The 13,037-nt window shown below is 42.7% G+C and carries 11 protein-coding genes and 1 riboswitch; all 11 genes read right to left on the bottom strand.

Features of this window, described 5'->3' with window-relative positions; genetic code table 11:
- Positions 1 to 2 precede the first annotated feature (2 nt).
- Positions 3 to 1,139, bottom strand: a complete 1,137-nt coding sequence (locus NSQ62_RS02280; protein ID WP_341322310.1) for an acyl-CoA dehydrogenase — start codon at positions 1,137 to 1,139, stop codon at positions 3 to 5.
- Positions 1,140 to 1,175: 36 nt separating this feature from the next.
- Positions 1,176 to 2,312: an acyl-CoA dehydrogenase gene (locus tag NSQ62_RS02275; RefSeq protein ID WP_341322309.1), complete on the bottom strand. Its 1,137-nt coding sequence runs from the start codon at positions 2,310 to 2,312 to the stop codon at positions 1,176 to 1,178.
- An 11-nt stretch (positions 2,313 to 2,323) separates the two neighbouring features.
- Positions 2,324 to 3,175 carry a 3-hydroxybutyryl-CoA dehydrogenase gene (locus NSQ62_RS02270; RefSeq protein ID WP_341322308.1) on the bottom strand — a complete coding sequence of 284 codons (852 nt, stop codon included), beginning with the start codon at positions 3,173 to 3,175 and terminating at the stop codon, positions 2,324 to 2,326.
- 12 nt (positions 3,176 to 3,187) lie between these two features.
- Complete coding sequence (locus NSQ62_RS02265) at positions 3,188 to 4,378, bottom strand: acetyl-CoA C-acetyltransferase (protein WP_341322307.1); 1,191 nt, start codon at positions 4,376 to 4,378, stop codon at positions 3,188 to 3,190.
- A gap of 224 nt (positions 4,379 to 4,602) precedes the next feature.
- Positions 4,603 to 6,906, bottom strand: a complete 2,304-nt coding sequence (locus NSQ62_RS02260) for a (Fe-S)-binding protein (RefSeq protein WP_341322306.1) — start codon at positions 6,904 to 6,906, stop codon at positions 4,603 to 4,605.
- A gap of 208 nt (positions 6,907 to 7,114) precedes the next feature.
- Positions 7,115 to 7,675 (bottom strand): cob(I)yrinic acid a,c-diamide adenosyltransferase, encoded by a 561-nt coding sequence (locus NSQ62_RS02255; protein WP_341322305.1) that lies wholly within the window; start codon positions 7,673 to 7,675, stop codon positions 7,115 to 7,117.
- Positions 7,676 to 7,712: 37 nt separating this feature from the next.
- A complete protein-coding gene (locus tag NSQ62_RS02250; RefSeq protein WP_341322304.1) occupies positions 7,713 to 9,170 on the bottom strand; it encodes an adenosylcobinamide amidohydrolase in 1,458 nt (485 codons plus the stop codon).
- Positions 9,170 to 10,168 carry an iron ABC transporter permease gene (locus tag NSQ62_RS02245; protein WP_341322303.1) on the bottom strand — a complete coding sequence of 333 codons (999 nt, stop codon included), beginning with the start codon at positions 10,166 to 10,168 and terminating at the stop codon, positions 9,170 to 9,172. Before NSQ62_RS02245 ends, NSQ62_RS02250 begins: the two co-directional genes overlap by 1 nt.
- Positions 10,161 to 11,111: an ABC transporter substrate-binding protein gene (locus NSQ62_RS02240; protein ID WP_341322302.1), complete on the bottom strand. Its 951-nt coding sequence runs from the start codon at positions 11,109 to 11,111 to the stop codon at positions 10,161 to 10,163. Before NSQ62_RS02240 ends, NSQ62_RS02245 begins: the two co-directional genes overlap by 8 nt.
- Positions 11,112 to 11,288: 177 nt before the next feature.
- Positions 11,289 to 11,472: riboswitch (cobalamin riboswitch) on the bottom strand.
- Between the two features lie 80 nt (positions 11,473 to 11,552).
- Positions 11,553 to 12,308, bottom strand: coding sequence for an amino acid ABC transporter ATP-binding protein (locus tag NSQ62_RS02235; protein WP_341322301.1), 756 nt, complete (start codon positions 12,306 to 12,308; stop codon positions 11,553 to 11,555).
- Between the two features lie 12 nt (positions 12,309 to 12,320).
- Positions 12,321 to 13,031: an amino acid ABC transporter permease gene (locus NSQ62_RS02230; protein ID WP_341322300.1), complete on the bottom strand. Its 711-nt coding sequence runs from the start codon at positions 13,029 to 13,031 to the stop codon at positions 12,321 to 12,323.
- Between the last annotated feature and the right edge of the window lie 6 nt (positions 13,032 to 13,037).

Below are 13,037 nucleotides of genomic sequence, written 5' to 3'. Positions count from 1 at the left end.
CATTATTTTGTAATCATACGCGAAATAACTAGGCGTTGGATCTCTTGTGTGCCTTCGTAAATTTGCGTAATTTTTGCATCACGCATGTAGCGCTCTACTGGATAGTCTTTCGTGTAGCCGTAGCCACCGAATACTTGAACAGCTTCTGTCGTTACCTTCATCGCTGTATCCCCAGCAAGTAGCTTTGCCATAGCTGATGCTTTTCCGTATGGTAAATCATTTGATTCTAACCATGCTGCTTGGTACGTCAATAAACGAGATGCTTCGATTTCTGTCGCCATATCCGCTAATTTGAAGGATACACCTTGATTTGCAGTAATTGGCTTACCGAATTGTACACGCTCTTTTGCATAATCAACCGCTGCATCTAATGCGCCTTGTGCGATCCCTACTGCTTGTGCAGCAATTCCGTTACGGCCACCATCTAATGTTTTCATTGCAATCACAAAGCCTTGGCCTTCTTCACCAAGTACATTTTCTTTTGAAATGCGGCAGTTGTCGAAAATGATTTCTGTTGTTGGTGATGAACGAATGCCTAGTTTTCTTTCTTTCTTCCCAACAGAGAAACCTGGTGTCGATGCTTCCACGATAAATGCCGTTGTGCTGTTTCTTGCATTCGGATCTGTGACAGCAAATACAACATAAATATCAGCAATCCCGCCGTTTGTAATGAAGATTTTAGAACCATTTAAGATGTAGTCATCCCCGTCTTTAACCGCGTATGTTTTCATACCGCCCGCATCAGACCCTGAAGCTGGCTCTGTTAAACCGTAGGCGCCGATTTTTTTACCTTCTGCCATTGGGCGTAAGTATTTTTGCTTTTGCTCTTCGTTGCCGTATTTATAAATCGGCCAGCCCGCAAGTGATGTATGTGCCGATAATGTTACCCCTGTTGATGCACATACGCGTGATAATTCTTCTACTGCGATACAGTATGCTAAGTAGTCAAAACCTGCTCCGCCGTACTCTTCTGGCCATGGAATACCTGTTAAGCCAAGCTCCGCCATTTTGTCGAAAATCCCACGGTCAAATTCCTCGTGCTCATCGCGGTGTTCCGCTGTTGGTGCTACTTCGTTAATCGCAAAGTCGCGAATCATTTCACGTAATTGTTGGTGTTCTTCTGATAATTGAAAGTTCATTTTCCCATAACCCCTTTGTTTGTTTATATTTTTACGTCACCCAAGCACATGCTTACTAATGACAATGCGCTGGATTTCGCTCGTTCCCTCGTAAATTTGTGTCACCTTGGCGTCGCGGAAATAGCGCTCTACTGGGTAGTCCTCGGTATAGCCGTAACCACCGAATATTTGAACCGCTTCGATTGCTGTATCCATTGCCGTTTGTGACGCGAAAAGCTTCGCCATCGATGCTTCCTTGCCACATGGGTACCCTTCACTACGTAAATGTGCCGCACTGTACACGAGTAACTTTGATGCTTCAACGGCTGTTGCCATGTCTGCTAATTTAAAACCGACTGCTTGTTGCTGTGCGATTGGTTTGCCAAATTGCTCGCGCTCTTTTGCATAATCTGTCGCGGCTTCAAGCGCCGCCTCTGCAATTCCTAAGCTTTGTGCAGCAATCCCGATACGCCCGACATCTAAGTTGGCCATCGCAATTTTAAAGCCTTGCCCTTCTTCACCAAGCAAGTTTTCGGCCGGAATACGCATATTTTCAAATGTCAGCTGCACCGTACGTGAGCCGTGAAGCCCCATCTTTTTTTCGTCTTTTCCAACGATAAAACCCGGTGTATCCTTTTCTACGATAAATGCGGAAATACCACGTGTTCCGGTTTCTGGATTCGTTGAAGCAAACACGATGTACACATCTGCTTCTCCACCATTGGTGATGAACACCTTCGACCCGTCTAACACATAATCCGCACCGTCACGTACAGCACGCGTTTTCAGTGAACCGGCATCACTACCTGCACCTGTTTCTGTTAAACAGAACGCGCCTATGTATTCACCGGCAGCTAGCTTTGGTACATACTTCTCTTTTTGTGCATCACTACCGAAATACAAAATGGGATTGGTCCCTACCGATGTATGCACTGATAAAATAACCCCCATCACCGCGCTTACCTTAGATAGCTCATGAATCGCTAAGATATATGATGTAAAATCCATTTCAGCGCCGCCGTATTCAGCAGGTGCGGTAATCCCCATTAAGCCAAGCTCGCCCATTTTTTTTAGCAAGTGGCGTGGGAACTCTCCTTGTTCCATTTGCTCGATAAACGGCGCGATTTCTGTTTGTGCAAAATCCCGAACCATATTCCGCATCATCAGCTGTTCATCGGTAAATTGTAAGTTCACGGAAGCTCACCTCATTCGTAGACATAGAAGCCACGTCCAGATTTTTTCCCTAACCAGCCAGCCGCCACGTATTTACGTAGTAGTGGACATGGGCGGTACTTACTATCACCAAGACCTTCATGTAAAATTTCCATAATCGATAAGCATGTATCAAGGCCAATAAAATCAGCAAGCGTTAACGGCCCCATCGGATGGTTCATGCCCATCTTCATGACATCATCAATGGCCTCTTTTGTTGCCACACCTTCATACAGCGCATAAATTGCTTCGTTGATCATTGGCAGTAAAATACGGTTTGAAATAAAGCCTGGGAAATCATTTACTTCAACGCCTGTTTTGCCGATTTGCTTTGTCATCGCGGCAACCGCTTCGTATACTTCATCCGCTGTTGCTAACCCGCGAATTATTTCAACAAGTTGCATGACTGGTACTGGATTCATGAAGTGCATACCGATTACTTGTTCTGGACGGTTTGTTACAGCCGCAATTTCAGTAATGGGTAAGCTTGATGTATTTGTTGCTAAAATCGTATGGGCTGGTGCAATCGCGTCAAGCTGCTTGAAAATCGATTGTTTAATTTCCATATTTTCAACAGCTGCTTCAATGACGATATCTACATGTTTGGCATCATCAATTGACGTTGATTTTGTAATACGCGCCAACACTTGTGCCTTTTCTTCCTCTGTTTTACGCCCTTTTTCAACATCTCGCGTTAAATTTTTCGTAATCGTCGCTAGACCTCGTTCGAAAAACTCGTCTTTCATATCGTTCAAAATAACCGTAAATCCTGCTTGTGCACACACTTGAGCAATGCCTGACCCCATTTGCCCTGCACCAATGACCATCACTTTTTCAATGTTCATTCCTTCATCCCCTTAGTTTGATACTTCGATTATTACCGCATCCCCTTGACCGCCACCTGAGCAGATGGCTGCAATACCTAAGCCGCCGCCGCGACGTTTTAATTCGTAAGCAAGTGTTAAAATAATACGCGCCCCACTTGCACCAATCGGGTGACCAAGTGCTACGGCGCCACCGTTAACATTGACTTTCTGTGGATCCAGTCCGGCAATTTGATTGCTGACAAGTGCTACTGCTGCAAACGCTTCGTTAATTTCGATTACATCGATTTCTTCAAGTGATTTTCCCGTTTTCTTTAATAATTCATTAATGACAAGCCCTGGTGTTTGTGGGAAATCTTCTGGTGCAACCCCCACTTCGGCATGACCTAAAATCGTTGCCAGTACTGGACGATTTTCTTCACGTGCCTTGTCTTCGTTCATCAATACAAGTGCACAGGCCCCGTCATTTATCCCCGGTGCGTTTCCTGCTGTAATGGTACCGTCCGCACTAAACGCGGACTTCAGTTTTGCAAGCGTTTCCAATGTTGTGCCCGCTCGTGGTGCTTCGTCTTCGTTTACAACGATTGGCTCCCCTTTACGCTGTGGAATTTCCACCGCGACAATTTCCTCTGCGAACTTTCCTGCTTCAATGGCTGCAATTGCTTTTTCGTGACTGCGTACTGCCCAGGCATCCTGTTCATCACGCGTTACGCTAAACTTTTCTGCTGTGCCATTGCCGTAAGTGCCCATATGTACTTGCTTCGGATGAAACGCGCAAGATAATCCGTCATAAATCATGCCGTCTACTAAACTGGCATCACCCATCCGTAAACCAAAGCGCCCTTTTGGCATATAGTACGGTGCGTTTGACATCGATTCCATGCCCCCTGCAACAATGACCTGTTCGTCCCCTAAACGAATTAGTTGATCGGCAAGTGTGACACTGCGCATGCCTGATGCACATACCTTATTAATTGTTTCGGTTTTTACTGACCACGGAATGCCTGCTTTTGTTGCAGCTTGGCGTGACGGAATTTGGCCTTGCCCTGCCTGTAATACCGTGCCAATAATCACTTCGCCAACAGCTTGCGCTTCGACATTTGCTTTTGTTAATGCTTCTTTAATGGCAATGCCACCTAAATCACTAGCAGTCAGTGAACTTAACGCGCCACCAAATTTTCCGAATGGCGTTCGTGCTCCGTCTAAAATAACTGTTCTCGACAATCCATACACCCCTTTGTTTGAAATATCGATCTTTTTTTGTAAAAACCCTTCTCATAATCCCATTGTTTAACATTCGACTGAACGCTCGCTCAATTTCATGTTTTAAAAAAATGAGAGCATATAATACTCTCATTTTTTAACTAATTTCATTGTATTAAATCCTTTTTTATTTCGCAACAAAATTATTTGAATATACTGAACTTAAAACTTTATGCTCATTAAATTCACTTTTCTTCGCTTTGTGATTCTTTTTCTGTTTCAACAACAATTTGTTTCGTTGTTTTTACTGCTGGCTCCTTTACTGTTGCTACTTCCTCTGCTACAGCTTCTGGTTGCACTTCTTTCTCTGCTTCTACTGTTACTTCAGCAGGTGCAGCGACTTCTTCAATTACCTCTTCTAGCACTTCTTGCGATGCTGGTTGTGGTGTACCGAATACCGCGCGCTCTAATAGCTCTGCGATATCGTACGTGCCAATCGTTTCTTCTACTTCCTTCGCCTTCGTACCATCTGATAGCATTGTTAAGCAGTAAGGACAGCCTGAAGAAATAACTGAAGCTTGCGTCGCGATTGCTTGCTCTGTACGCGCTACGTTAATACGATTTCCGACATGCTCTTCCATCCACATTAAACCACCACCGGCACCACAGCACATACCTTCTTCGCGGTTACGCGCCATCTCGACAAGCTTCACGCCTGGGATGCCTTTTAAAATCTCACGTGGTGGATCGTAGACATCATTGTAACGACCTAAGTAACATGAATCGTGGAAAACGATTGTTTCATCTACGCGGTGATCCATCGTTAAGCGACCTTGCTCTACTAAATCGTATAGTAATTCGGTATGGTGCAGTACTTCCCCGCTCCAGCCAAAATCTTGGTACTCATTTTTGAAAATGTTGTACGCGTGCGGATCGATTGTCACAATTTTTGTGACATTATTTTTCTCGAACTCTGAAATATTTTCCCCAGCGATTTCCTGGAATAAGAATTCATTCCCTAAACGACGTGGTGTATCCCCTGAGTTCTTTTCCTTGTTGCCTAAAATCGCAAACTTCACGCCAGCTTTGTTCATTAAGCGTGCGAATGCTAACGCGATTTTTTGTGAACGGTTATCAAATGCACCCATTGAGCCAACCCAGAATAAGTATTCCATTTCTTCGCCTGATTTTTTTAGCTCTTTTACGGTTGGTACATACACCGTCTCATCTAGCTCGCGCCAGTTTTCTTTTTCTTTACGGTTTAAGCCCCATGGATTTCCTTGACGCTCGATATTTGTCATCGCGCGCTGTGCATCCGCATTTACCTTACCTTCCGTCATTGTTAAGTAACGACGTAAATCGATAATTTTGTCGACATGCTCATTCATTACTGGACATTGGTCTTCACAGTTACGGCAAGTTGTACAAGCCCAAATTTCTTCTTCTGTAATGATATCCCCAATTAATGACGGGCTGTAGATATTATCGATTACTGCACCTTCAGCACCAGCAGCCATCGCCAGTTGGTTCCCTTGTGTTTTGTTAAAGAATTGGAACGGTACCCACGGCTTTTGCTTTGTTTCGACCGCGCCTGTGAATGTTAAGTGGTCACGTAATTTCACGATTAAGTCCATCGGTGACAGCATCTTCCCTGTTCCTGTTGCTGGACACATATTCGTACAACGACCACATTCTACACAAGAATATAGGTCGAGCATTTGTTTTTGCGTGAAATCTTGAATTTTCCCTACGCCCATTGGTGGCATACTTTCTTCGTCTTCTGCCTCTTCTAACGCCGCGAAATCAATCGGACGTAATGTGCCGATACGATCTTGACGGTTGAAGTATACATTTAAAATCGACGTAATTAAGTGGAAGTGCTTGCCTTGTGGAAGATACACAAGGAATGCTAGTAGCGCTAACAGATGCGCCCACCACATAATAAAGAATCCGATTGCTGCTACAGTCGGGCTCATCCACTGGAATGCCCAAGCAATTGCTGAAGCGACTGGCTCTGAACCAGTTAAGCCGTGATCTTGCCAAATTAAATAAAAACCATTTCCGAACAATGTCGCAAACATTAATACAGATAGGAATAAATAAACTAATCCATTTTTAAAGCCTTGCTTTAAACGCGCTAACTTCTCTAAATAACGACGGTAAAACGCGACCGCGACCGCAATTAAAATCGTTAACACAACAATTTCCTGTGTAAACGTAAACATCGGATACAGCCCGCCTAGCGGAAGATGTGACCCCGGTGCAATCCCTTTCCAAATTAAATCAATTGCACCTAGCTGTACCATTAAGAATCCATAGAAAAATAGTACGTGTACAAGACCCATCTTTTTATCTTTCAATAATTTCGATTGGCCAAATACTTTTTCTACGATGTCGTTAATGCGGTCTGACATTTTAATATTGAATTCTTCCTTGCGACCTAATTGCACGTAGTTGTAACGAGTTTTTAATAAGTACGTAAATAATCCAAGCGCATAAGCAACAACCGCAGCAGTCGCAATCCAGTTAATGATTAATAGTGTATTCATACCTTTCCCCCCTAGAAAACGATGATTCTAAAACCATTTGTCATGTATTCCCATATGACAAACTATATTTCCATATTAATCTATAAGTTCATTGTAATTATGAATGAGCATTCAGTCAACAAAATTTGTCATTAATTCTGAAAATTAAATAATAAAATAAAAAAATGCTAGCTCGACAATTTTCATTGTACTAGCTAGCATTTTTATGTTATTTAAAAACTTGCGCGCTACGGATATACTCAATATCCTTAATTGCTAAGCGATGATTCACAACACGTGCTACAGCAAATAAGTAGTCCGATAAGCGGTTTAAATATTTTTGAACAACTGGTGAAACGTCTTCAATTTCCTTCATTAACGAAACCGTTTGACGCTCTGCACGGCGCGCTACTGTACGCGCGATGTGTAATGTAGCAGCAGCCGGAGCGCCACCTGGTAAAATGAAGCGCTCTAACGGTGGTGCTTCTTCTGATAAGGCATCAATTCGCTGTTCTAAAATAGCAATTGGGTCTTCTGTTAGCTTGTAATGACGCTCTTTCATCACATTTGCTAAGTCGCCACCGCCATCAAATAACTCATGCTGAATGGCTGTTAAATCTTTAATAACATCTTGGAATTTTTCTACGTCTAACTCACAAATGGCTTTTCCGATAAATGAATTTAATTCGTCAATCGTTCCATATGCCTCAACACGTAAATGGTCTTTATCGACACGCCCTCCTATAATGCTTGTTTTCCCCGTGTCGCCTTGCTTTGTATATAATTTCATCGTCTTCACCCTTTCAGTTTTCATTACTTCTAACAACTTACATTTCTTTATACTTTTTTATAGCCGCAATGGTCGTTTCAAAAACACCGCGCCCAATTAATTTCCCGATATCCGTAATCGGTCCGGCATATTGCATCTGTGGTCCGTGCTGGGTCGCTGCAATAAGCAAGCTGTCTGTTGCCGTGCTTGTCGCAATCGTGCCGGTAAAGGCATCCGTCACCTGTTGATCAGCTAATGCCTTTGTTTTGGCTTCTGTAGCAGTAATCATTGCTTGGATAAATGCTTCATCTGTCAGCTTTCCATTAATGAAAACCCAGGTATTAATTGTGCCGACATGTGGTTGTTCATCACGTAAATACGTTTTCGTCACGTCAACACCGTTTCCAACCCCTGCTGTGACCATAATCACAATTTCAAGTTCAGCATGTGTAAAGGTTTGAATGGCAGCACATTTCGTGGCAACCGCGGTCATCATGACAACGGTACTCGTTGGTGCAAAGTTGTTGTTCACTAAAAAATCGTACGTTTCCTCTTTCACGCTATAAATATCATAATCTGGCGCAATCGAACGATTTAAAAACGTGTCGTACCAGCCAATACCTGCATTATGCACCGCAGACGAAATAGCTTTCAATGGTGCTTCGGCCTTGTACTGTACATAATCTGTTGTCATCGTAAAATTGGCTATGTCGATCTGTGTTTCGTTACGCTCTAATTCATTTGTCGGTAACATCGTAATTTGCGGCTTTGGTAATTCAGGGTGCGGATACGTCGCAATACGCGCCTTGTACACATTGGCAATTTGCTCCTGCATAATGACCTCATGCGGGTAACCATATGCACGTACCTCACCATCTTCCAGTAACAGCAGCTCATCACAGTACAGGGAGGCTAAGTTAATATCATGGAAAATCGACACAACCGTTAACCCATTCTGCTCCACTTGTAAGCGTATCATATCTAAAATTTGTTTTTGATGCGCGATGTCTAGGTGATTGGTCGGTTCGTCTAACAGCAGTAGCTCAGAATTTTGCGCGAGTGCTTGTGCGATAAATACACGCTGCTGTTCCCCGCCTGATAAAAATTCTAAATAATGCTCTTTATACTGCGAAACCCCCGTGCTGTCCATCGCCTGCTGCACCATCTGTTCATCATGCTCTGACCAGCTTGAGAAAAAGCCCGTTTGATGTGGATAACGACCGAGTGAAACCGCATCATATACACGATTTGAAAATGTACTGGCATTTAACTGCGGCAGTACGGCCATCTTTTTCGCGAGTTGCTTCATATCATAACTTTTGATCGGTTGTTGTTCAATCAATACTTCTCCAGCAGTCGGATGAAGTATTCCGCTAATCATTTTTAATAATGTCGATTTACCGCTACCGTTTGGACCTAGTATTCCCAAAATTCGACCTTTTTTCACGTGGAACGTCACGTTTTTCACAATGCTTTTGCCGTTATAGCCACCACTTAAGCCGTTTACTTGTAACATTATGCGACACCCTTTCTACGTTGCTTAAAGAAAATATACGCAAATACTGGTGCGCCAATAAAGGACGTGATGACACCAATCGGCAATTCGATAGGTGCAATAATCGTACGCGACACTAAATCACAAATAACGAGTAAGCTCGCGCCATTTAAAAACGACAAACTCAGTAAATGACGATGATCAGCACCGATTAAAATGCGAATCATATGTGGAATGACTAAGCCGACAAAGCCAATTGTTCCGGATGCCGCCACTGCAGCGCCGGTTAAAATGGAGCCACCTGCTAAAATCATATATTTACTGCGCTTCACGTTTACCCCTAAATACTGTGCACGTTCTTCCCCGTAAATCATGGCGTTTAACTCACGGCGATTTAACCAAATAATCACAGCACCGATGATCATAAACGGTAACACCATGCGCACATATGGCCATCCGCGCATTGATACACTGCCAAGCAGCCAGCCGATAATTTCGCGTAGCTGCTCGCCCGTTAATGCGACCATTAATGAAATACACGCACCTAAAAACGAGCTGAAAATAATCCCCGTTAAAATAAGTGTTTCCATTTTCATTGTACGGTCGACGAGTCTTGCAAATGCTAATACAACAACCATTGTAATTGCTGCACCGAGCATACTAAAAACGGGTAACGTAAAAGCACCGAGTACTGGTAAGGAAATACCTAAAAAGATCGTCATGACCGCCCCTACCGAAGCTCCTGAAGAGACGCCGAGTGTATACGGGTCGGCTAATGGGTTTTTCAGTAGCCCTTGGAACGCAGCCCCCGCAATGGCGAGAGATGCGCCAATCAGTGCTGCGAGAACGACGCGCGGCATCCGAATTTTCCATAAAATACTATAGGCGACGGGGTCTGTTGTTTGATCCCATAATGTAGACAGTGGAATATGAACCGAGCCAAACGAAATGCCAATCCATATGCTACTTAAAAGCAATCCAATCGACGCTATATACGCGATTGAATATTTTTTACTCATTAAATGCCTCTGGATAAATGGCTTCCGCTAATGATTCAATACCTTCCACAATACGTGGGCCTTGACGACTTGTCGTATCTCCGTCAACTAGCTTCACTTGGTCATTTTTCACCGCATCCATTTCGGAATACGCGTCATTTGTTTGAATCGCTTCGATGTCGCTTTCATAGGTCACTAAAATTGCATCCGGGTTACTTGCTACGAATTGCTCTGTGCTGTACATTGGCCATCCTAGTTCTGGTACCGCATTTTCTACGTCTAACACTTCAAGCATTTCATTAATAAATGTTTCCTGACCTGCTGCATAAAGATCTGGTGCTGTCCCCACGACAATAAATACTGATTTTTCTTCCAGGTCCGCCACTTTGACCTCAATTTCATCGATGCCCGTTTTAATCGAAGTGATCATATCGGCTGCTTGTTGTACTTTATTTGTCATCTGGCCAATTTTTTCAATCGTTGTATACGTTTCTTCAAATGTTTTGGCATCTTTTACGACAAATACCGTAATACCAATCGCTTCAAGCTGAGCAATCGCTTCTTCGTTAAAACTATATAAGTTAGATTCATGCGCTAATACTAAGTCTGGCTGTAGGGCGATGATTTGCTCTAGGTTAAACTCCATGCCACCGACTTTTTCTTTCGCAAGTGCTGCTTCTGGATAATTGTCGTTATCATTTACCGCAATAATTTGCTCATCTATGCCTAAGCCAAATAAAATTTCTGTATTTGATGGAATGAGTGAAATAATACGCTCTGGTGCTTTTTCGATTGTAATCTCTTTGCCTAGTGCGTCTGTTTGTGTAAGTGGAAATTGCGCTGTTTCTGTCGTTTCTGCGCTATTTGTTGCTGTCGATTTGTCTGCTGCTTCTTCCTCCGCACCGCATGCTGCTAATGTTAACGTTAATAATGCTGCTGAAGAAAGTACCTGCCATTTTTTCATGTTGAAATTGCCTCCTTAGATTATAAAAACCTGATGCTTCTTGTTTCATAGGCTCTTTTTAGTTATTATTTCACAAAAGAAAAAGCCTCCCACTCATAGAGAGAAGGAAGCTTTGTGCATGCAAATAACATTCAATGTAAAAAGAATTTATCCGCCACATCCTATCCTCGTAGGTTACTCGTTGGGCATTATAAAGGCAGGTCTCCTGGCTTATGCTGAAACGTTTTGTAGCGCCTTCCCGTGTGAACAGTGGCTTTATGCTAAAAACTCGCATTTACAGTGGCGGGACCGCATCGGATTTGAACCGATTTCCCTTTTACTTCTTACTTGTGAAATAAGAACCTTTACAATCCATATGAAATTGATATCTTTTATTATAGCGGAAAAAAGCATTTTTGTATGCAGGTACGATTAAATTTTCAGATAATTCTACCAAATCGATCAAATATGGTACGTATAATCGTCTGGTATTACGCGGCGTAAAAACTGCTTCGTGCGTTCTTCTTTTGGCTGTACAAAAATTTCATGTGGCGAACCTTCTTCGATGACATTTCCACCATCCATGAAGATGACGCGATTTGCTACGTCTTTTGCAAAGGACATTTCATGTGTGACAACGAGCATTGTCGTGCCTTCCTTCGCAATATCCTTCATCACTCCAAGCACTTCTCCAACGAGCTCTGGATCTAGCGCGGATGTCGGTTCATCAAATAAGATGATGTCTGGATTTAATGCGACTGCGCGCGCAATGCCTACTCGCTGTTGCTGGCCACCCGATAATTGACTTGGGTACGAATCATATTTTTCCGTTAGGCCTACTTTATCCAGCGCTTGTTTAGAAATGGTATAGGCTGCTTCTTTTTTCATACCACGCCCAATGATGAGTCCTTCCGCGACATTTTCAAGTGCGGTTTTATTATTAAATAAGTTGTAATTTTGAAAAACGAATGCTGTTTTTTTGCGGATTGCTAAAATGTCCTTTTTCGACGCCTTGTGTAAATCGACTTCAATGTCGTCAAAATTCGCCGTTCCTTCATCCGCGCGCTCTAAAAAGTTAATGCAGCGTAGAAGCGTCGTTTTCCCTGACCCACTTGGACCCAGGACTACCACAACATCGCCTTTTGCAATCGTTAAATTAACGCCCTTTAATATTTCGTTTTTACCAAATGTTTTATGCACATTTTGAATATCTAACATGGTTTATCCTCCTTATACCGTAGCCAATTTGTAACGACTTAAGCGTTTTTCAGACCATTTAAATAAATACTCTACGGTCATACATACAATTAAATAGACAAGAAAAATATCAATATACGCCTCTAAATAGTTATAACCGAAGTTTGCTTCTACCTTTGCTTTTAACGTGATTTCCTGTAACGAAATCGCATACCCAAGTGACGTTGCTTTGATTAAATTAATGGTCGCGGTACAAAGATTTGGCATGGCTGATACAAGGGCTTGCGGAATAATGATGCGGCGATACGCTTGCGCTGTCGTTAAACCAACCGATTGTGCTGCTTCAATTTGCCCTTTTGGAACTGTTTGCAGTGCCGAACGAAATACTTCGATTAAAACTGCCGCTGTGTTAAATGAGAAAATAATAAACGCATACCAGAGCGGATTCACATCATAGATCGGATAATCGATGTTATATTTTTCAAACAGGCCATTTAATAGTAATGGAATCGTTGCATATAAAATAAAAATTTGAATAATCACTGGTGTGCCGCGGACAAATGAAATGTAAATTTTGGCAAAGAAATTAATGACTGGTATCTCATAGACACGTGCCAGTGCTAATAAAAAGCCTAGTGGAACCGCAATGAAAAGTGAAACAACCGTTACGAGCAACGCAATCGGCACGCCACTTAATGCCACAAAAAATGTATTAAATAAAAACTGCCAGTTAATCATGTCCATCGTGCG

Source organism: Solibacillus sp. FSL H8-0523 (genome assembly GCF_038051985.1).
Lineage (GTDB): Bacteria > Bacillota > Bacilli > Bacillales_A > Planococcaceae > Solibacillus.
Note: the sequence above shows the minus strand (reverse complement) of the source record. Positions and strands in the feature narration are given on the sequence as shown.

What these genes read in the sequence shown, in the direction of transcription:
- NSQ62_RS02235 (WP_341322301.1), bottom strand. Translation starts at nt 12,308, where the DNA reads ATGTTAGATATTCAAAATGTGCATAAAACATTTGGTAAAAACGAAATA.
- NSQ62_RS02245 (WP_341322303.1), bottom strand. Translation starts at nt 10,168, where the DNA reads ATGAGTAAAAAATATTCAATCGCGTATATAGCGTCGATTGGATTGCTT.
- NSQ62_RS02230 (WP_341322300.1), bottom strand. Translation starts at nt 13,031, where the DNA reads ATGGACATGATTAACTGGCAGTTTTTATTTAATACATTTTTTGTGGCA.
- NSQ62_RS02260 (WP_341322306.1), bottom strand. Translation starts at nt 6,906, where the DNA reads ATGAATACACTATTAATCATTAACTGGATTGCGACTGCTGCGGTTGTT.
- NSQ62_RS02255 (WP_341322305.1), bottom strand. Translation starts at nt 7,675, where the DNA reads ATGAAATTATATACAAAGCAAGGCGACACGGGGAAAACAAGCATTATA.
- NSQ62_RS02250 (WP_341322304.1), bottom strand. Translation starts at nt 9,170, where the DNA reads ATGTTACAAGTAAACGGCTTAAGTGGTGGCTATAACGGCAAAAGCATT.
- NSQ62_RS02240 (WP_341322302.1), bottom strand. Translation starts at nt 11,111, where the DNA reads ATGAAAAAATGGCAGGTACTTTCTTCAGCAGCATTATTAACGTTAACA.
- NSQ62_RS02270 (WP_341322308.1), bottom strand. Translation starts at nt 3,175, where the DNA reads ATGAACATTGAAAAAGTGATGGTCATTGGTGCAGGGCAAATGGGGTCA.
- NSQ62_RS02280 (WP_341322310.1), bottom strand. Translation starts at nt 1,139, where the DNA reads ATGAACTTTCAATTATCAGAAGAACACCAACAATTACGTGAAATGATT.